At 49.2% G+C, this 18705-nt stretch carries 20 protein-coding genes; 9 read left to right on the forward strand and 11 right to left on the reverse strand.

What is annotated here, in order from left to right:
• Positions 1 to 43 precede the first annotated feature (43 nt).
• The gene (gene flgC, locus CX664_RS11190) at positions 44 to 460 is read right to left on the reverse strand and encodes a flagellar basal body rod protein FlgC (RefSeq protein WP_101746814.1); all 417 of its coding nucleotides are present in this window, start codon (positions 458 to 460) and stop codon (positions 44 to 46) included.
• Position 461: 1 nt separating this feature from the next.
• Positions 462 to 923, reverse strand: a complete 462-nt coding sequence (gene flgB / locus CX664_RS11195; RefSeq protein WP_276328480.1) for a flagellar basal body rod protein FlgB — start codon at positions 921 to 923, stop codon at positions 462 to 464.
• Positions 924 to 1016: 93 nt separating this feature from the next.
• Between flgB and CX664_RS11200 the strand changes: the two genes are divergently transcribed.
• Positions 1017 to 1958 carry an ADP-ribosylglycohydrolase family protein gene (locus CX664_RS11200; RefSeq protein ID WP_101746815.1) on the forward strand — a complete coding sequence of 314 codons (942 nt, stop codon included), beginning with the start codon at positions 1017 to 1019 and terminating at the stop codon, positions 1956 to 1958.
• 266 nt (positions 1959 to 2224) lie between these two features.
• Here CX664_RS11200 and CX664_RS11205 read toward each other — a convergent pair whose 3' ends face one another.
• The 8 genes from CX664_RS11205 to CX664_RS11240 all read right to left on the reverse strand — a co-directional run bounded on the left by CX664_RS11205 (position 2225) and on the right by CX664_RS11240 (position 10351).
• On the reverse strand, positions 2225 to 3178 hold the full coding sequence (locus CX664_RS11205; RefSeq protein ID WP_101746836.1) for a DUF1186 domain-containing protein: 954 nt from the start codon (positions 3176 to 3178) through the stop codon (positions 2225 to 2227).
• A gap of 163 nt (positions 3179 to 3341) precedes the next feature.
• Positions 3342 to 5477: a flagellar biosynthesis protein FlhA gene (locus CX664_RS11210; protein WP_101746816.1), complete on the reverse strand. Its 2136-nt coding sequence runs from the start codon at positions 5475 to 5477 to the stop codon at positions 3342 to 3344.
• Positions 5477 to 6640, reverse strand: coding sequence for an EscU/YscU/HrcU family type III secretion system export apparatus switch protein (locus CX664_RS11215; RefSeq protein WP_101746817.1), 1164 nt, complete (start codon positions 6638 to 6640; stop codon positions 5477 to 5479). Before CX664_RS11215 ends, CX664_RS11210 begins: the two co-directional genes overlap by 1 nt.
• Before the next feature lie 3 nt (positions 6641 to 6643).
• Positions 6644 to 7405 carry a flagellar biosynthetic protein FliR gene (fliR, locus tag CX664_RS11220; RefSeq protein WP_101746818.1) on the reverse strand — a complete coding sequence of 254 codons (762 nt, stop codon included), beginning with the start codon at positions 7403 to 7405 and terminating at the stop codon, positions 6644 to 6646.
• Between the two features lie 5 nt (positions 7406 to 7410).
• The gene (locus tag CX664_RS11225) at positions 7411 to 7677 is read right to left on the reverse strand and encodes a flagellar biosynthetic protein FliQ (protein ID WP_101746819.1); all 267 of its coding nucleotides are present in this window, start codon (positions 7675 to 7677) and stop codon (positions 7411 to 7413) included.
• 250 nt (positions 7678 to 7927) lie between these two features.
• Positions 7928 to 8764 carry a flagellar type III secretion system pore protein FliP gene (gene fliP / locus CX664_RS11230; protein WP_101746820.1) on the reverse strand — a complete coding sequence of 279 codons (837 nt, stop codon included), beginning with the start codon at positions 8762 to 8764 and terminating at the stop codon, positions 7928 to 7930.
• On the reverse strand, positions 8736 to 9311 hold the full coding sequence (locus CX664_RS11235) for a FliM/FliN family flagellar motor switch protein (RefSeq protein ID WP_101746821.1): 576 nt from the start codon (positions 9309 to 9311) through the stop codon (positions 8736 to 8738). The genes fliP and CX664_RS11235 overlap by 29 nt, the downstream gene beginning before the upstream one ends.
• A complete protein-coding gene (locus tag CX664_RS11240) occupies positions 9308 to 10351 on the reverse strand; it encodes a FliM/FliN family flagellar motor C-terminal domain-containing protein (RefSeq protein WP_163372192.1) in 1044 nt (347 codons plus the stop codon). Before CX664_RS11240 ends, CX664_RS11235 begins: the two co-directional genes overlap by 4 nt.
• Before the next feature lie 128 nt (positions 10352 to 10479).
• On the opposite strand from CX664_RS11240, the gene CX664_RS11245 reads away from it, so the two are divergent.
• The 8 genes from CX664_RS11245 to CX664_RS11280 all read left to right on the forward strand — a co-directional run bounded on the left by CX664_RS11245 (position 10480) and on the right by CX664_RS11280 (position 17984).
• A complete protein-coding gene (locus CX664_RS11245) occupies positions 10480 to 11529 on the forward strand; it encodes a MotY family protein (RefSeq protein ID WP_101746823.1) in 1050 nt (349 codons plus the stop codon).
• Between the two features lie 126 nt (positions 11530 to 11655).
• Positions 11656 to 11973, forward strand: a complete 318-nt coding sequence (gene fliE, locus CX664_RS11250) for a flagellar hook-basal body complex protein FliE (RefSeq protein ID WP_101746824.1) — start codon at positions 11656 to 11658, stop codon at positions 11971 to 11973.
• Between the two features lie 151 nt (positions 11974 to 12124).
• Complete coding sequence (fliF, locus tag CX664_RS11255) at positions 12125 to 13783, forward strand: flagellar basal-body MS-ring/collar protein FliF (protein WP_180966460.1); 1659 nt, start codon at positions 12125 to 12127, stop codon at positions 13781 to 13783.
• Positions 13776 to 14813 carry a flagellar motor switch protein FliG gene (locus CX664_RS11260; RefSeq protein WP_101746826.1) on the forward strand — a complete coding sequence of 346 codons (1038 nt, stop codon included), beginning with the start codon at positions 13776 to 13778 and terminating at the stop codon, positions 14811 to 14813. The genes fliF and CX664_RS11260 overlap by 8 nt, the downstream gene beginning before the upstream one ends.
• Before the next feature lie 4 nt (positions 14814 to 14817).
• Entirely contained in the window at positions 14818 to 15654 is an 837-nt protein-coding gene (locus CX664_RS11265) for a FliH/SctL family protein (protein ID WP_101746827.1), read from the forward strand.
• 7 nt (positions 15655 to 15661) lie between these two features.
• Positions 15662 to 17080, forward strand: a complete 1419-nt coding sequence (locus CX664_RS11270) for a FliI/YscN family ATPase (RefSeq protein WP_244910647.1) — start codon at positions 15662 to 15664, stop codon at positions 17078 to 17080.
• Complete coding sequence (locus CX664_RS11275; protein ID WP_101746829.1) at positions 17055 to 17405, forward strand: hypothetical protein; 351 nt, start codon at positions 17055 to 17057, stop codon at positions 17403 to 17405. Before CX664_RS11270 ends, CX664_RS11275 begins: the two co-directional genes overlap by 26 nt.
• Positions 17406 to 17675: 270 nt before the next feature.
• Complete coding sequence (locus CX664_RS11280; RefSeq protein WP_101746830.1) at positions 17676 to 17984, forward strand: hypothetical protein; 309 nt, start codon at positions 17676 to 17678, stop codon at positions 17982 to 17984.
• 299 nt (positions 17985 to 18283) lie between these two features.
• Here CX664_RS11280 and CX664_RS11285 read toward each other — a convergent pair.
• On the reverse strand, positions 18284 to 18705 hold a 422-nt coding region (locus CX664_RS11285; RefSeq protein WP_180966461.1), incomplete at its 5' end, for a hypothetical protein.

The following is an 18705-nucleotide window of genomic DNA, read 5'->3' on the forward strand; positions in this document are numbered from 1 at the left end:
ATATCACCTTTAGTGCTTATCCATGGGGTATCTGAATCATTCGTTACTCGGCCAGTGACAGCAGCTTTTGCTGCAACTTTCTGGCGCTGACCATCACTTCCATACTGCTCTGATAACTGCGCGTAGCAGATAACATATCTGCCATTTCCTGAATGACATTAACGTCCGGGTAATACACATAGCCAGACTCATCCGCCAAAGGACTGCCTGGCTCATAACGGCGATTCTTGTCACTGGGGGGCATTCTGAACACGTCGTCTATGGTAACCCGGGCAGACTGCCCTTCACCCTGAAGCTGGTCATAGACCGTAGAAAAAACCGGTCGCAATGGGCGGTATGCGGTTTCTGGAGAGCTGCCGGCACTGGACATATTGGCCAGATTGCTGGCGATACTATTCAACCTGACCGTTTGCGCATTAAGCGCTGAACCGGAAATTGCGTAGAGATTATTCAGTGACATATTACATACCTCCCCTGATCGCCAGCTCAAGCCCACTCAGCTTTTTTCTGACAAATGTCAGGCTGGTTTGAAAATCCAGGGAGTTACGGGCAAAGGATGACTGCTCGACCCCAAGCTCAACGGTATTGCCATCACTGCTTTGCTGGTGAGGAATTCTATACATCAACGACTGGGTATCCGCCGTCAGTTTTAAGGCCCGTTGAGCCGCTTCGGCACCTTCTGGCTGATTCAATTGATGATTCAACACCGCAGAAAATTCAATATCCCGAGCCTTGAACCCCGGCGTATCAACATTGGCAAGATTACCGGCCAGCACCTCCGCCCTTAGTCCTCTGAATGCCAACGCCTGTGGATGAATACCCAACACTTTGTCAAAACTGATGGCCATATCAAGCCTGCCCTGTAAATTGTTTCCTTGCTGCACCAGTGCAAAATGAAATAATGATACCGAAGCACCAAACATATCAGGTTATCTGTAAAGCGCTGCGATACTTTATCAATTAAGTCATATGCTAAAAATTCAGACAGGCATATAACGTGACAGAGAGGTATTACAATGAATGAACGACACAGAGCCTATGAATCAATTATGGGCGCATTGGTCGCTGACGCGGCCGCCATGGGGTTTCACTGGTTGTACGATCAGGCTCTGATTGCAAAGTACGGAGGTGAAAGTCCCGAGTTTCATACGCCTGCCCGGGCAGAATACCAGGACAAGGGATACTTTGCCCATGAAGGAAAACAGGCCGGTGAGTTTTCCCATTACGGCGCTCAGTTGCTGGCGATGCAGGATGCCATCATAGCCAACAGCCATTATTCAGAGCAGAGTTACATAGAATCTTTCCAAAAATGGTTTGACTTTGGTGGTCAGTGGCAAGGTTATACGGATCATCCAACCAGGCAAACCCTGCTCAACCTCCATCAAAGAAAGAGCAATGACGAACCTCTTGCTGCCTGCGGTGCTGACGATACCCAGAATCCGGCATTATCAAAGCTACCACCTCTGATTGCTGTCCATGGCCAGGACCAGGACTTGATGGAAAAGGTAGAATCAGCAGTGCGTGTCACCAATAATAACGACACTGCCGTTAGCTACGCCAAAGCCGTTGCCCTGATGATAAAAAGTGCTCATGAGGGCCTTTCACCTGAGCAGTGTGTGAAAAAGGCAAAAGAAGTAAGCGAAGACATTACCAAGGCAATCAAAATCGCTGAATCAATGCTCAAGCGCAGCCCAAAAGAGGTTGCACAGGAAGTGGGAATGCACTGCGGTCTTGACGCCTCATTTATAGTGATTACCCATCTTCTGCTGCAGGCCGAGAACTATGAAAAAACAGTGAGAGAAAATATTTACTGCGGCGGTGACAGTTGTGGCAGGGCTATTCCATTAGGTGCAATTTTGTCTGCATGCTTCTTCGGTTCTGATAAAGCAATGCCAACCTCCTGGATTGCACGGACCTCATTACCCGGTTCTGTGTTGTTCCCTGAATGTCAAGCTTGATAAGACCAATACTCAGAGTTATCCCATTATTTATCCCAAACAACTGAACTCGATTTTTTAGAAGATTAAATTCAAGAATTTACGATAAATAACAGAAACCGTTACGGGCAAATGTGGCAGTGGCAGGGTGGGGAGGTTTTATCCCCTTCTCTGATACCCTGCATTTTCCCGGATTTTCAACCAGCTATAGGGCGTACCATCATCCCAGGAGGCTGACCAAGCTGTATAACCCTGAAATCCTCTCTGCATGGGAACAAGCCTGGTTATCAGTGCAAACAACACTTCTTGAATTTTTTGCCGCTGCCACAGGGGCAGGGATCATTTCTGCCGACACCAGCGAATGATGAAGTAAACGTCGATGCTCGCTGAGACTGTTCACCCTGCTTTGGTGCCGTCTGATTGATCACCATATTCTCCAAGTTGGTTAACAGCTCGTTGCCCTCTCCGGAATAGCAGCTCAACTGCCTTAATGCCGCCACAGCATCCTCCAGATAGCAGTAGAACTCACCCTCCTGCTTCATCACCGACTGATTAATCACTTCCGGCGCAACACCGCAGCGTAATTTCAGTTCGTCCAGGGTGATGTAATAGGTATCCGCCCACTCTTTTTCGTAGAGGTCTTTCAGGGCCACCATAAAAGACTCGGGCTGGGTGTTGTAGCAGGCCTGAACCCAGGCATTCCACACCTGATTTTTTTCCTGCTCAAGACCGTACTCATACAGCTGATGCAGATAGGTCGTCAACACCTGAAGCTCCAGGTCTCCCTGTTGATAACGGACCACCAGGGCTCCCAGTGCGGCATCCCGGACGTATTCATCAATGCTGGTGTTTTCAATAATGGACTGCAGTGGGCGAATATCGCCGGGACATACGGTGGCAAAAATCTGGCTCAGGCGATCACAAACCACTTCGTCAAAGTCATCACCAATCGCCACATTCTGTTCAGAACTCATGGAACTGAACAGATCAACGACAATGGGCCACGCCGCTGGCTCACGAAACTGCGTTAACAGATAAAGGGCATGAAGTGCCAGACGGCTTTTTGCCGATGAGCTGCTGCGCTGGCCACGTATTTTCACTGCTTCCAGCGCCTGCAGGAGCATGGGAGTGATTTCCTGCCGATGCTCTGTGGCTTCTCTTAAGGCTGAAAGAGGCAACTCACTGGAAACCCGGGAGAGGCTTTGTTTCAGTCTGGAGAGATCCTCGGTAGAAAGGGGCATAACCAGTTAATCCAACGTATTCAATAAATTGGCCGCTAGGATAGACCTTCACGGCGTTAAGATACAGCCCTTGAAGGGTTTGCCCGATTATTCCTGATGGCGGCTTCCCATAAGCCTTTTTTTGATGGACCCTCCGGATTTTTTTAATGCTCCCAACATCATCTCACCCCAGCTGTCCGATAATTTCCACCTGAAGGTCATCAGGAATCTCCTGAAACGACAATATTGTTAATGACCGGTATTGCGCGATGCGGCTGTATCGGGAAAGCAAAGGCCAGAGCTGGGGTGAGACCAGCAGTACGGGCTCCACCTGTTGGTTATGGGCCTGACTGACCAACTCTGGAATATTATTCTGCAATTGCATCGACAGGCCGGGCTCGATAACGAAAGACTCTTCTGAAAACTGCGAATCTCGTCTGGCCTGCTCTCTGGCCAGCAACAACATTTTTTCCAGTTCGTGCGACAGGGTAAATACCGAAAGCTGTTCCGGCAGTGACTGATGATTGATCAGTGGGTCGATAATCTGTCGTCGTAAGGTGATACGAACCAGACTCAGCAGGGTCAGAATATCCTGCTGTGGCCCTGAAGCAGCCAGTAATGTAGCGGCAATGCGTGGGCTGTCAGCAATCGAAATATTATCAGCCAGCAGTCGCTTGAGAACCTGCATCAATAGGCCCGGAGGCAGTTTATCCGGAACCAGTTCGTCGCATAGCTTCGGTGAGATTTGTCGGAGATGGGTCAGCCACCCCTGAGTCTCTTCGAACCCGAAGAGATCGTCGATATGATTTTCGATCATCCTGCCGACATGGGTGGTAATCACGGTGGCACAATCAACCACGGTATAGCCGGCCTGTAATGATGCCTCCCGTTCAGTCACTGGAATCCAGTAAGACGTCAACCCATAACAGGGGTCTTTGACCGGAGGTGCAAAAGACAGAGGCCGGGCATTTTCCAGGGCAATGGCCAGTAGTTGATCCAGGTGCAGTTTAAAATGGTCAACGGTAACGTTATGCAGCTGAATAGAATAACTGTCCGGGTCCAGATTCAGGTTATCACGTATATGAATCATGGGTATGAGAAAGCCGTATTTTTCCGACAACTCCCTTCTCAGGTGCCTGATCTGACTGGCCAGCTCACCATTGGTTACGTGACTGGTCACATGATTCCCGGGGTTTTGACTGAGCAGTGATATGACACGATAGCCAATATTCAGGCCAATGGGGTCAACGACCGATATATCTTGCCATGTCAGTCGCTCCTTTGATGCCACGCTGCTTTCATCACCTTTGCCAGCCAGTATACTCTTCTGTTCAGTAATTCTTTCCAGTGATATACGTCGATAGACAAACGACAACATCAATAAGCCCGGTATAACAAAGGCCACATGGGGCATACCCGGTACCAGACCAATCACAACCAGTACCGCAGCGGCGACCATCAACGCCCTGGGTTGTCCGATAATTTCCTGTCGAACCTGCTGGTTCATGTCCACAGCCCCGGATATACGGGTCACCATAATGGCGGCCGCGGTGGATAACAGCAGGGAAGGGATCTGGGCCACCAACCCGTCACCAATAGTCATCAGGCCATAAAGCTGTACGGCTTCGGTACCACTCATGTCATATTGCCAGACGCCAATGCTCACACCGCCCAGAATATTGATGAGCAAAATCATCAACCCGGCAATGGCATCACCACGGACAAATTTGCTGGCACCGTCCATAGCCCCATAAAAATCCGCTTCACGGGTAATATCTTCCCGTTTTATCCTGGCCTCATTGTGGTCAATCACGCCGGAGTTCAGATCAGCATCAATGGCCATTTGCTTGCCTGGCATCGAATCAAGCACAAAACGGGCAGTCACTTCCGATATACGACTACCACCTTTGGTAATAACCACAAAGTTGACGATCACCAGAATCAGAAAAACCAGTAAACCAACAAAATAATTACCGGCAATCACCACGCTGCCAAATGCCTCAATCACCTTGCCTGCCGCATAGGGTCCGTTATGACCATTGATCAGCACCACCCTTGTTGAGGCAATATTCAGGGCCAGCCGCAGCAAAGTGGCGACCAGCAACAGTGTCGGGAACAGGGAAAAATCCAGGGGGCGGTTAATGTAAATGGTAAGAATCAGCAGAATCAACGACAGGGTAATATTAAAACTGAACAGGAAGTCCAGTAGAAATGGCGGAATAGGCAACATTAGCATGGCCAGAACCACCAGCAATAACAGCGGTGTCGCCAATAAGGAAGCCTTTGAAGAGGTCGGCAGGAGCAAGCCGGTACTGCTCATTACGGATTTCCTGTGCCTGATGAATGCTGGTATTTTTCAGGTATCTGTATATTCGGTGAGCTGGGACAGAAGGTACTTTGGTGAGTGCGATAACGATCAAGTTGATAAAGGTAGACCATGATTTTTGCCACCGCCTGATACAAATCCGGGGCAATTTCCTGATCAATGTCAGTATGATAATACAGGGCCCGGGTCAGCATGGGCTGAATCAGTACCGGCTTGCCCGCCGAGCGCCCGATACTGATAATCAGTTCTGCCATATGGTCTACCCCGCGGGCCACCAGCACCGGAGCCCGATCACTGTCCGGCTGGTATTTCAATACCACCGCAAAATGGCCCGGATTGGTCAGCACAAGATCTGCACCGGGGATAGCATCCAGCATTTTTTTGCGAGTCACTGCCGCCAGTTTTTGCCGTGTCTGTCGAATCCTCTGCCGGGTTTGTGGTGAGCCATCTTCGTTCTTCAGATTGTCTTTGACTTGTTGTCGTGTAAGAAGCTGTTGTTTCCGAAGCCGGTGTTTTTGCCACACAACATCACCAGCGGCAATGACCATAAGTACACAGGATAATACCAGTCCGGTGGACAATAACAGCGTTAATGCCCGGGTTGCGGCCATCGGCACAGGGTAGTTACGCAGTGCCATGACTTCTGGCAGTCGGTAGCGGATAATCAAAAAAAGCGCCACGGCCAATAACAGAGTTTTTAATGATGCCCGTACCACCTCAGCCAGCCCCTGAACAGAACAGATCCGCTTTAACCCCGCCACCGGATTTATCCGCCGGGCTTTTGCTGCCACGATGGTCACACTGAAGATAAAGGGGCCGGAAATCAGGGCACCAGCGGTGACACTGAAAACAATCACCAGGGACATGGTGATCATGACTGCCGGAAATACGGAAAATGCCGTCTGCAGTCTGTCCATAATCGATGCATGGGAAGCATCATTCAGTGGTGCGTCAACCTGTGCCAGCATGGCCATAACGGTGTCGATCTGATCAAAATAACGGGAATGGCCAAGCAGTAAAAAAATGGCCAGGCTCTGCATGGCAATCATCAGATCTCTTGACCGGGAGACCTGCCCCTCTTGCAGGGCTTTCTTTTTCTGCCGCTCACTGGGTTGCTCCGTGGGCTCACTGCCCTGTTCTTGCTGTTCGGAATTCATCACTTAACCGGACAAGAGAAACCCAAGAGTCTTCAATGCATAGTGGATGTGCTGTTCGACCGCATAAGGCACCTGCAGTATATTGAGGCTCAACAGTACTATTCCGACCAGAACAATCATGGGGAAACCGAGGGTTAACAGATTCATCTGTGGTGCTGATCGTGTCATGAAACCAAAGGTGAGATTGACAATCAGCAGACAGACAATGGCGGGAAGAGCAATAAGCAACCCGGCTCCGAACATCCAGCCAGTCATGGTGATCAGGGCTGGTACTCTGTCGCTAATCATCAGAAAATGCCCGATGGGTAATGCATGAAAGCTGTTAATAACCACCATAAAGAACAGCAGGTGGCCATTGATCAGAACAAAAAGAAGCTGAGCCATAACCTGATAGATACGGGCAATCACGGTAACACTGATACCATTGGCAGGGTCGTTCAGTTCTGCAAATCCCAACGCCATCTGTAGGCCGGTTAAATGCCCTGCGAGGGTAAACACGCTGAAATAGATCAGTAATACCGCGCCAAATAACAGTCCGGTAATAAACTCAGAACAGGCCGCAAGGACAAGGCTCAGTGACAGATCGGTAGTCATTGCAGATGACAGTTGCAACATGACGGCCACAGACAGTGCTAAAGCCAGCAGTAAGCGTGCTGAGAGAGGTAACCACTCCCGGGTCAGCGGACAGGTCATGACAAATCCGGAAATACGACAGAACACCAGCAAATAAAGCACAATCTGATGTGACAGTTCAGAGAGTGCCATACTGTTCACTGGCTATTCACAATGGCAACAAAAAAGTCATTAAAGATGGCACTTAATTCCTGAACCAGCCAATGCATTGACAGTGACAGCGTTAACAATGTGATAAGTAACCGGGGCAGAAAGCTCAGGGTTTGTTCGGTTACCTGGGTTGCCGCCTGGATGATGCTGATCAGCAGGCCCACCAGAAGACCGGGAGCAATCAGCACCAGAGCCATCCAGGAAACACTCCGCAAGGCATTGGCAAACATGTAGACCGCATCGTCAGGCGACATTTATATATCCCGCGTCGTAAAAAACATTTTGTAAGGAACTGCCCTGAAATAACTTCCTCTTTTTGCCACGGAGGCACGGAGCCACGGAGAAAAGATTTTTTTTCTATTTTTTCTCCGTGTCTCCGTGTCTCCGTGGCAAGGTTTTTCTTTACTGGGTAACATCGAAGAAATTAATTCAGGGCAGTTGCTAATGCTAATGTGGCTAAATGGGTGCCGAGAGGCTGTTCGAGAATAGCCGTCTATTCGCTTCTCAGGTAGAAAAGCTCCTGATGGTGCCTGCCATAATAAGACCCCAGCCATCCACCAGAACGAACAGCAACAGTTTAAAGGGCAGAGAGATCAACATCGGCGAGAGCATAATCATGCCCAGTGCCATAAGAATACTGGCAACCAGCAGGTCAATAACCAGAAATGGCAGCAGGATCATCAGCCCCATTTGCAGGCTGGTTTTAATTTCACTACTTAAAAAAGCCGGCATCAGTAAGGAAAACGGAATATTCTCGGGCACCACATCCGGTTTACCGCCACCGTCGTCGACAGGAGAAATTTCACCGGATAACACCAAAAATTGTTCCATATCCACCTTTCGGGTTTGCTTCAGCATAAACTGGTGCAGTGGTAGTCCTGCGACTTCTATCGCCTCTCTGAATGGCATTCGCTCTTCCAGGTAAGGTTCGACCGCCTGTTCCCGGATCTCGTTAAATACCGGTTTCATAATGAATACTGTCAGGATCAGTGCCGAAGCAATCAGCACCCGGGTGGGTGGTGTTTGCTGCAACCCAAGTGCCTGGCGAAGTATGGCCAGTACGATCAATACCCGGGTAAAGCTGGTGGTTACCATCAGCAGACCGGGGAGAAAAGCCAACACCGTCAATATTAAAAAAATCTGCAGGTTAACCGTGTAATCCTGCTGGTTATCACCGGAGGTGACGGATAACAACGGCAACTGAAGGGATGCCTCAGATAATGTGGGTAAAATCAGCAGCAAGGCCGTAACGGGTATCCGCAAACCACGGGCATAGACGACAATACGCGAAACACCTGACAAGACATCAATATCAGAGGATTTCCAGAATGCGCAGGCCATAATAATCCCCTGTCCGAACCACTTCGCCACGAGCAAACAATACCCCATTTATCATGACATCCAGTGGGTCATGTTCCCGACGGTTCAGACAGACGACAGAACCTGTGTGCAGGTTGAGAATATCGGTAATGGCCATACGTTTGCTACCGACATTCAGGGTCATAGTGACTTCTAAAGCCCCGACAAGGCCCAGGTTTGACGAAGTAAGCCTGGCCTGGGGCTCTTCATCAGGATCCTTATACGAATCAGGCTCTGCATCGTCCGTTGTCGCTGGTTCCAAACTATCATATTCTACTGACCCTGACGTATGATGCTCTGCTTCATTATCAAGCTCTTCAGGAACGCCTGCTGATTTATCGTCCGTCATCCCATTCACGGGCTGTACATCAGAGCCCATCAACACTGGTTGATCAGAAGAGTCATGCTGAACGTATTCCTTCGTAATGTCCGATGCTTCCGGATTAATTACCGTTGTATGCTCATCATCAACTGAAGGCTCATCCTCAACTGAAGGCTTATCATCAACTGAAGGTCGTGAGTCGTTCACTGACTGTCCTCTCCTCTTAAACAGTTATTGATTACCACTGTAAGGTGCCCTCCATGTTGCCCTGTCGTTCCTCGAAACAAGAGAGCATTCTCAACTCTTATATGTGATTTTCCGGGATGGGGTATCGATAGAACGTCACCAACGTTCAGATCACATAATTTGCTCACCGGCAAAGACAGTGGCTCAAGATCAACGGTAACATCGACCTCGATTTTGCCAAGAACCCCCAGAATGCGATCCCGGCACCCCTGCTTTGAACCTGTTTCGTCAACCATTCCCTGCTCTACCATGGCACTGGTAAAAGCATTGACCGGGGTATAGAAGCAAACAGGGACTAACCATGGTGAGTCAGCGTATGCCGGATCACGAAACTCAAGATCAAACTGATTCAGCAGGCAGTCATCTGCGAATGAAGCAGGGGTTATCAGTGCCCCCCCCATCCATTGGGCCAAAGAAGAGAAGCCAGTGTCTGATACTGAGCAATAAGGCGAACAAATTGTTGTTCTCCAAACCTCTGACAGGGCTCTGGCAACCTGATCCATCAGTTGTTTACCAATCCTTGTCAGCTTTCTTGTAACAGCAGGGGGAGAGCTGTCTGTCGAAGAGTCATCTGGTGCTGAATCCTCAGCCCCGGCAACCAGCGAAGACAGGCTGCCACCGAAACAGAGGACCGTCAGAAAGTCAGGTAGTTGCTGATCTAACAGTAAAAATCCAAAGCTGGGTTCATGGCAGATTTCCGAAGAAAAATGCTGATCGTCAAACGGGAGTTGAAAACGATAGAGAGATTGTTTTGGCAGCTGCTGTAATTGGCTAATCGTCGTATAAATATCATCCTTTAAATGACAACGGGCACCCATCATCGGGCTTTCAATAATCTTCTTCAGAGCCTTCAGCAACTTATCAGGAAACGACAATGAAAGCGTCTCCAACTTCTTTGTCATATGCAATACTGATGGGGACATCTGATGCAGATAACCACGCTGTATATGCCCTGAATCATTGCTGCCATCAGTCCTGCTATGTACCAAATTGTGATCCACAACCCCCCCCGGGGAACTAAACTCTGTAGAAGGCATTCGATACTTCCCGTCAGTAGCCTCCTGAAAAAGTAGTTCATACTGTTTTTTTTTCCATCCTGCCGGACAGAACCCTGTGCTAAGAATGTGCTATGAAACAGCTGAGTTTTTTACTGTCAGTAAGACTTACTAACCCTTTTATCTTCATGGCATTATTATCAATCCTCTGCCATTCGCCAGTCTCTGCCAGCCTCTATGATGTGGTTATGGATGATATTGACTGGCAACTGCATGAAAAAAAACACTTTGAGTGTCGTTTATATCAGAAAGTACCATTATTTGGTGGCGTTTCTATTATCGCTGAAGCAGGACACCAACAGTCTATTGAATTAGAGACCTCGCTCTACCCAACACGGCCGGAATCAGTACAGGTATGGATCATGCCCCAGCCATGGGGGCACTATTCAAAAGGTTCATTCGAAAGAGCATCAGAAATTTATCGACCGGGCCGGCACGGCCAACGACTGCTGATCACTGATTATTTTTTGTCCGATAATTTTCAGGTGAAAGGTCTTCAGGTGGCACTGAAAATGCCTGTCAGGCAATTGCTTGACCGGCTTGATAGTCGCAGTTATTTGTCTGTCTATACTGTTGAAAAAATGTCACAAAACAGCAGTCCTGCCAGTAACACCATTGAAGTCAGAATTCCCACGGTGGGTATGTTGCCAGCGATGAAAAAAATGTCAGAGTGCATTGCCCGCTTACTGCCAAGAAACTTCCGACAGCTGCATCAATACAACCTTCATTATGCCCTGGGACAGTTTTTGTTAAATAACCATCAACGACAGTGGTTATTAGATACTGTGCGCTATGTAGCGGTGGATAAAAACATCCGCGAAATTACCATTGACGGTAATACTGATAATACGCCCTTCAGTGACAGCTATGAAACCATTGACCGGTTACAAAATCTGGAACTGTCAAAAAAGCGGGCTGATGCTGTGCGCAACCAGTTGGAACAATACCTGAAGGAAGCCAAAATTGGCCGACCTGTCAACGTCACTGCCCGCCATCATGGCGAACGTTACCCTGTGGCCAGTAATGCGACCGCTGCCGGACGATATAAAAACAGACGAGTTGAGGTTACATTGTTGCACGATGCCAACAAGAGCCCGATGGAAGAGTCTGAAGACCCACATTAACTCACTGCCTCATAAATCATGGCAACTACCGGTAAACAATCTATCTTTAAAAAGATTCAAACATTATGTAAACGTTGAGTGTATTGAAGTAATAAGCGACTGCTTAAGTATGCGAGTAAATTACTAATGCCCGATCCAGCAATGATATTGCCTCCAGACAGTACATTCCAGGTGCAGTCACCATCGGAGTTATTGCCAACCCCCGTCAGTGGTAACGCTCATCAACCTGAGCCTTTTTCCCGTGTCTTTGCCACCCTGTTGAATCATATCAACAGTACCCAGCTGCGGGCAGAACAGCACATGGCTGAACTGGAAGCGGGGCAGGATAATTTGATTGAAACGGTGATGTCGATTCAGAAAGCGAGTCAGACCATGAATATGCTGATACAGGTCAGAAACCACATTGTTGAAGGGTATCATGAAACGTTTAACCAGCAGGTTTAGTAAAAATCGCCGTCTATTAATAGTAAATTAAGTCGTCAGAACTGTTCGATTCCGTTTGATTTCACCTCCTCCCCTGAACCGGCCAGGTTGTCGTAAAAAACCAGGCCCGGGTCTGAATTGAATCACTGATGGACAAAAGGTGGGCAAAACGGTGGATAAAAACACCTCCCTGCAATCGTCAGAGGTTATCAGTGCGGCATCTAAAAAATACTGGCACAAGTTGCATGGCTGGTTTGCGGCAATATTGAAAGGAACGCCTGAAGGCTCCGGAACTAACCAGAGACTGCTGATACTGCTGGTGGTCAGTGCCTTGCTGATTGCCGTGCTGATTAATACGGCCCTCTGGTGGCATGACCGTGACTTTCGCTCGTTGTATGGCTATGGCGAAAACTACAATATGGCAGCAATCATCGACATTCTGGATAAACAGGGAATTGGCTACCGAATCAACCCGGACGATGGGCAGCTACTGGTTCACGCTAACCAGCTTTCAGAGGCGCGCATGGCTATGGCCGCCGGAGGAATTATCGCTCCTGGCTCAAAACCATGGATGCCAGAGGCATCAGCTATGGGCAGTAGTCGTTTTGTTGAGCAAATGCAGTTTCTGGGTTCGCTGGAAATGTCGTTATCCGAAACGATCAGTGGTATCAATGCGGTTCGCTATGCCCGCGTACACTTATCAGTCCCTGAGCAGAGTGTCTTTTTCAGGAGCCGCCCTGCGGCCAAGGCGTCGGTGTATCTGGAACTCTACAGTGGCATGCGGCTTCAACCGGACCAGGTTGAAGGTATTATGCGTCTGGTGAGCGGCAGTATTGCCACACTTAATGAACAGGACGTCACGGTCGTTGATCAATATGGCAATCTGCTCAGCCAGGCGATTGCTACTGCGCTGATCACTGGCAGTGATGGCACAGGTCATGCGTATCTTAAGGCCAGAACCAGTATTGAAAGCCATCTGGAGCTGCAGTTATCGAAAATTCTTGATGCTGTGGTCGGCCCGGGTTACTACCGGGTCGATGTCGCCGCTGATCTGACATACGACAAAATAGAACAAAACTCTGAACAGTTTGACCCAAACAGCATGGTGTTACGCAGTGAATCGGTCGAGTCAGGCAGGCCATTTTTGCTGGACAAACCAGCCACCATCGGGCAAGCACCTTCGGTTCCTGCTCCCGGGACACCAGCACCTGAATCCGGACAGGAAGAAGTCGGTAAACAGAAGGTGATTCGTAATTATGAGGTCAGTCGCCAGATCAGCAACGAAACCCGATATCCCGGCCAACTGAAGCGATTAACCATTGCCGTGGTCATTGACGATGGCAGGTTAAAACCCGAAACAACGATTCCTGACAGTGAAGCAAGGTTAACGACACTGATCAAGCAAGCTTCAGGATTTGATGCATCCAGGGGAGATACCGTGAGCCTTGCCATTCTCCCTTTTGCCAGCGTCCCGCCGCCTCTGCCCGCTACCGACAAGAAGAGCTTCCATCGCTGGCTTGACCTCGGTAACAAAGTTCTGCAATTGATATTATTGGTCGCACTCCTGCTGTTTATAGTCTTGGGCTGTCGAAGGCTCTTACGTGCTGACCGGTTGACATCGCCCGGGTCGACAGACAGTGACAGGGCCACCGTCTCCGGTATGGCGGAGCAGCCCAGGTCATCAGTGGCCAATGACGAAATACCCGCTGACCGGCCTCCGGTCACTCTGGAGGAGCAGGTTGCCCGATACCGGGAGCTGGCTCAGGATGAGCCGGAAAAAGTTGCTGCCGTATTAAAAGAGTGGATCAAGAGGAACCACGCTAATGGCTGAGTCAAAAACAAAGCAGCCTGAGCGCTCACAGAGCCTGACCGCTAGTTACGGCTCTGGAGAAGAGGCTGCCGTCTTTCTGTTATTACTGGGTGAACAGGCTGCTGCTAACGTGATAAAACATTTCACACCCGGTGAAATAAGAGTTATCAGCCAGTATTCTGAAAAAATGCGAGTAAAGAATCGTGATCAGCTGATTATGATGTTGAATCAGTTTGAGCAGTCTTATGCCAATGTCAGCCTATTGTTAGGTGATTATCAGATCCAGATGCGGCAGGTCCTGCAAAAGGCATTGGGTAAAGAACAGGCTATCTGTCTGGTAAATCCTCCTGACAGCCACCGGGAGCCGCTGACCGGGCTGCAGTTAATGAAGCCGGAGCTTCTGGCTGCCATGATCAGAGATGAGCCGGAGCAGTTTCAGGCGGCTGTGCTGGCCTGCCTGCAATCGGATCAGGCCTCGGATGTCATTAACCTGCTTCCCCGGGAACGAGTACAGGGTATTCTGGAAAGGATTGCCCATATTAGCAGCTTGTCCCAGGCATCTTTGCAGGCCATTGTCACCTTTCTGCAATCCTTTCTTAATGAACAGGCGATTGATCACCTGCTGCCCGTTAACGGTGAGCAGCAGGTCGCTAACATTCTGAATCTTTTTGATACTGAATCAAAGGAACAAGTGCTTTTCAACCTGAAGCAATCTGACAGCGCCATGGCGTTGCGAATAGAAGAACAAATGCTGGTATTTGCCCAAGTCACTGATCTTTCAATGGAGAACATTGCCAGGCTGATTGCCAAAGTTGATCCAGCGGATTTAGTCATGGCGCTTAAAGGGGAAACAGAGGAGGTTCGTCATCATATTTATCAGTCCATGAGTAAAAGAGCGGCTAACTACCTGCGGGAAGAAGTAGCGGCATTGGGTGCCGTTCCACAGAGTAAAGTCATAGAGGCCAGGCGTAGAGTGGTGCAGGTGATGGATGATCTGTTGAAAAGCGGAGAGATTGAAATGCTCCGTGGCAATGAAGTAATGCTGGAGTAACCCGATGGTAAAGACCACAGCATGCAGACAAAGCACTGAAATACAAAGTGCTGGCTGGAATAAAACCCGTGATGACGAGCCCGCTCCATCGGACTCCGGGTGGACAGGAAAGGAACTCTCAGAACCTGGACAGCATTGCGTCCAGCGCTATCAGTTCCCACCGTCAGGTTATCAACAGGACCAATGCACCGGGCAACAGACGCCTGCGCAACCACCGACCGGTATTAACTTTCAAATACTGCGGCAGATTGTTCGAAGAGCCCGGCAACGGCACATTGACCATCGTCGTAAAGCAGAAGACATCGGGTATGCTGAAGGTCAGCAACGTGGCTTACAGGACGGCTATCAGGAAGGCTATCAGAATGGTTTTGAGGCCGGACACCTGGCTGGAATGCAGGAATCACAGATGGAGCAGAAAGCCAGCGCGGAACAATGGCTGACTCTGATCAATAGCCTCTGGAATGAGTTGTACAACCTGCATCAATCAACCCTGCTGCATTTAGGCCAACCGCTGATCGGACTGATCAGCAAAGTGGTCAGGCAGGTAGTCAACCATGAATTGGCGACCTCGCGAGCGTCAATTCATCAACTGATTACCGACTCTATGTCCATGCTTCCGGACATTAAAGGAGGGCAACTGGTGATCAATCCTGTGGATCGCCCCCTGATAGACCCGATCATCAAACAGTTACCCGAAGGCTGGTCTATCCAGGAGGATGATGGTTTAACAGCAGGTGGCTGTCGTCTGGTTACCGATCTTGGCGATGTTGATGCCACGGTGGAAAGTCGTGTTATGGCCTGCATTGATACTGTGCATGAACAGTTATTAGTGGAAAGTTGATGCGATCGTGTCCCTGTTATCACTTCCCTCCCCTCCGATTGACATAACCGACCATACCAGAACCAGACTCTGGGACCGGTTAATCCGACAATTGATGTCTGCCGGAGAACAGGTCACCATGCTGACGCCTCAGCGCTCGTCCGGTCAGCTGATCAAGGTATCCGGGCTGATTATGGAAGTAGCGGGCTGCAGAATGCAGACCGGTCAGCGGTGTCTCGTTCAGGGAAGTGGTGGTCTTACTGTAGAAGCAGAGGTTGTTGGCTTTGACAGAAATACGCTGCTGCTGATGCCGATTGAGTACCATGATGGGTTATCCCCCGGCGCGAGAGTCACATCGATGGGGGATAACTCATCCATTCTGGTGGGTGATGCCCTGCTCGGACGGGTTATTGACGGTGCCGGCCGACCACTGGACAGCAAGCCTAAGCCAGCAGGTAGCGCTAATATCCGCCTTCACAGTCATCCTATCAATCCACTGCAACGCTGCCCGGTTGCCACCCCATTAGACGTCGGTGTACGTTCTGTTAATGGATTACTGACCATTGGCAGAGGGCAACGTATTGGTCTGTTTGCCGGCAGCGGTTCAGGCAAAAGTACGCTGTTGGGTATGATTGCCAGAAATACCAGCGCTGATATTGTGGTACTGGCCATGATTGGTGAAAGGGGGCGGGAAGTTGGTGATTTTATCCGACAGAACATCAATGACCATTGTCTTCAGCGCTCAATTGTTGTTGCCGCCCCTGCCGATCATGCACCGGTCATGCGGCTGCGCGCTGCGCTGGTGGCACACCGTATTGCGGAGTACTATCGGGATACCGGACATCACACCCTGTTATTAATGGACTCGCTGACCCGCTATGCCCAGGCTCGCCGGGAAGTTGGTCTGGCTACCGGTGAACCACCAGCAGCCAGAGGATACCCGCCATCAGCATTTAATATGATTGCCCGGTTAGTTGAGAGGGCGGGTAATGGCTATGAATCCAGTGGTTCATTAACGGCCTTTTACACCGTTCTGACTGAAGGGGAACAGGATACGGACCCCATCAGTGAATCCGCCAGGGCAATTCTGGACGGCCATCTGGTACTCAGCCATGCGTTGGCAATCTCCGGGCACTATCCAGCTATTGACGTGGTGACCTCCATTAGCCGGACGATGCCGCAATCCGTATCCGATGAACACCTCAAGATGTCGTTAACCTTCCGACGACTATTAGAAAAAGCCCGCGAAGGGAGTGAATTAAAATTACTGGGGGTCTATCAACCGGGTAATGACACGGATATGGATATGGCCATGGCTGCTGAGCCGGGTATGCTGGGGTATTTGCAGCAAGGTATCGAAGAGCGAGAGACGCTGGAAGACAGTGTTCAGCAGTTAAAAGCGTTAATTTCCGGACTTCGTCATGGCCATCCGCAAAAAACTGATTAACCGCCTGCTCCATCTTGAAGAACTGCAACATCAACAGCGACTGAGTGCTATCCGTCGTCAGCTTGAAGTACTGGAAAAACATAATCGATTAATCGAAACACTGGATACGGCAGGCAGTGCGACAGTGGCCCAAAACACTAAAACCGGGTCACACTATACGGGCATACAAGTCATCAATCGGGCAATGTTTCATTGGCAATTGCTGAATAGCTGGCAGCTTTGCATTGAGGCACGTTCACGACAGATCGACACCACCAGGGCTCTATCGACAGAGATAACGGTGAAAATGCAGCGACTTGAACGATTGCACCAGCGGTACAAATAATGCCCAGGTCAATTTTTTTCCAACTGACAGGAAACCTCCAGAGCGAGTCTGAGTCGGGTGTTATCCTGAAATAGACAGTAATCTTTTAGCGAACCCAATACGATTGTCGTGGCTTTAAAATCTTTGGGTTTCCTTTTTTATTATTGGTATTACAACTTATTTCGTTTGAATTTTCATCCTATAAAATGACGAGGGATTTTACTGGTTCTGGAGCAATTCAAGAATAACCAAGGTTTCGACCGTCTTATCAAACTTATTAAGGAGCTTTAAATGAAAAAGCTTATTATCGCTGCACTGCTTGTATCATCCACGGCTATGGCGGATGCACCTCGCCTTGAGAAGGCTCTCTACACCCGCGTTCGTTCGTGCGTGGAGATTGCCAAACTGGAGGATAACCCCCTCCTGGCGGCTATCTTCAAGTCCAAGGCGGATGATTACTACCATAACTTCGCCGGTGATAAGGCGGCCTTGAACTGGGCCGTTGTATCCAACAAATTTGGCTTCCGTAAGAAGCCTGAGGAAATGTCCCGCGAACAACGGAAAGATGCTATCAAGACTTGTAACGATATCATCTGGTAGTATAAAAGAGGTCTTCGACCCTCTTCTTATTATTCCCTGAACCGCGAGTTCACAACTAAGAAATCAGCCTGAAAAGCCAATAAAGAGGATAACTGTAAGGGACGGTTCCGGGGTAAGCGCCCATTTAACCTGCGTATGTTGCCATTTTAACCGTAAAATGCTTGTGTCAGGGCAACTGGTTTATCCTTGTAGGAGGCTATGTTTTCTTTAAGGGTTGATGAGTCTAAACTGTCGTAAAGCCCTGAAATGGGAGATTCTGTTATGCAGTCCCAACAGTTTCAAGACCTTCTTAATGCATATCACAGCCCTTGTAGGAACTCTTCCATCCAGTCATCGTTGTTGACCAGTTCTGACTCTGTCGCCAATGAATCCAATGTCGCCAATGAATCCAAATCCCATTCCACTATTTCATCAAGCCCAAGTGGGTCTCTTCTCCTTTTCTCGCTGGCTTCAGTCCATTCTTTCCGTGTTTCTGAATCCACTGCGTAGCTCATTTTGCAGATAGCAGTGCTTAATTCAACATAAGTCATTCGGCTTCGGTGGGGTTCCAGCAGTTCAAGTTCTGCATTTCCCAGTTCGCGAAAACGGTCCAGAGCTTCCATTGCCGCGTCAAAGTTAGATAGCGGCCCTTGAATGCGACTGTTGGCAACCTGGTTCCCTTGAGTTGGTATGCTTGCCCTTACTGGAAGTCCTTGCTGAGGGATTGATGTTACTACTGGCG

Source organism: Endozoicomonas acroporae (genome assembly GCF_002864045.1).
Classification (GTDB): Bacteria; Pseudomonadota; Gammaproteobacteria; order Pseudomonadales; family Endozoicomonadaceae; genus Endozoicomonas; species Endozoicomonas acroporae.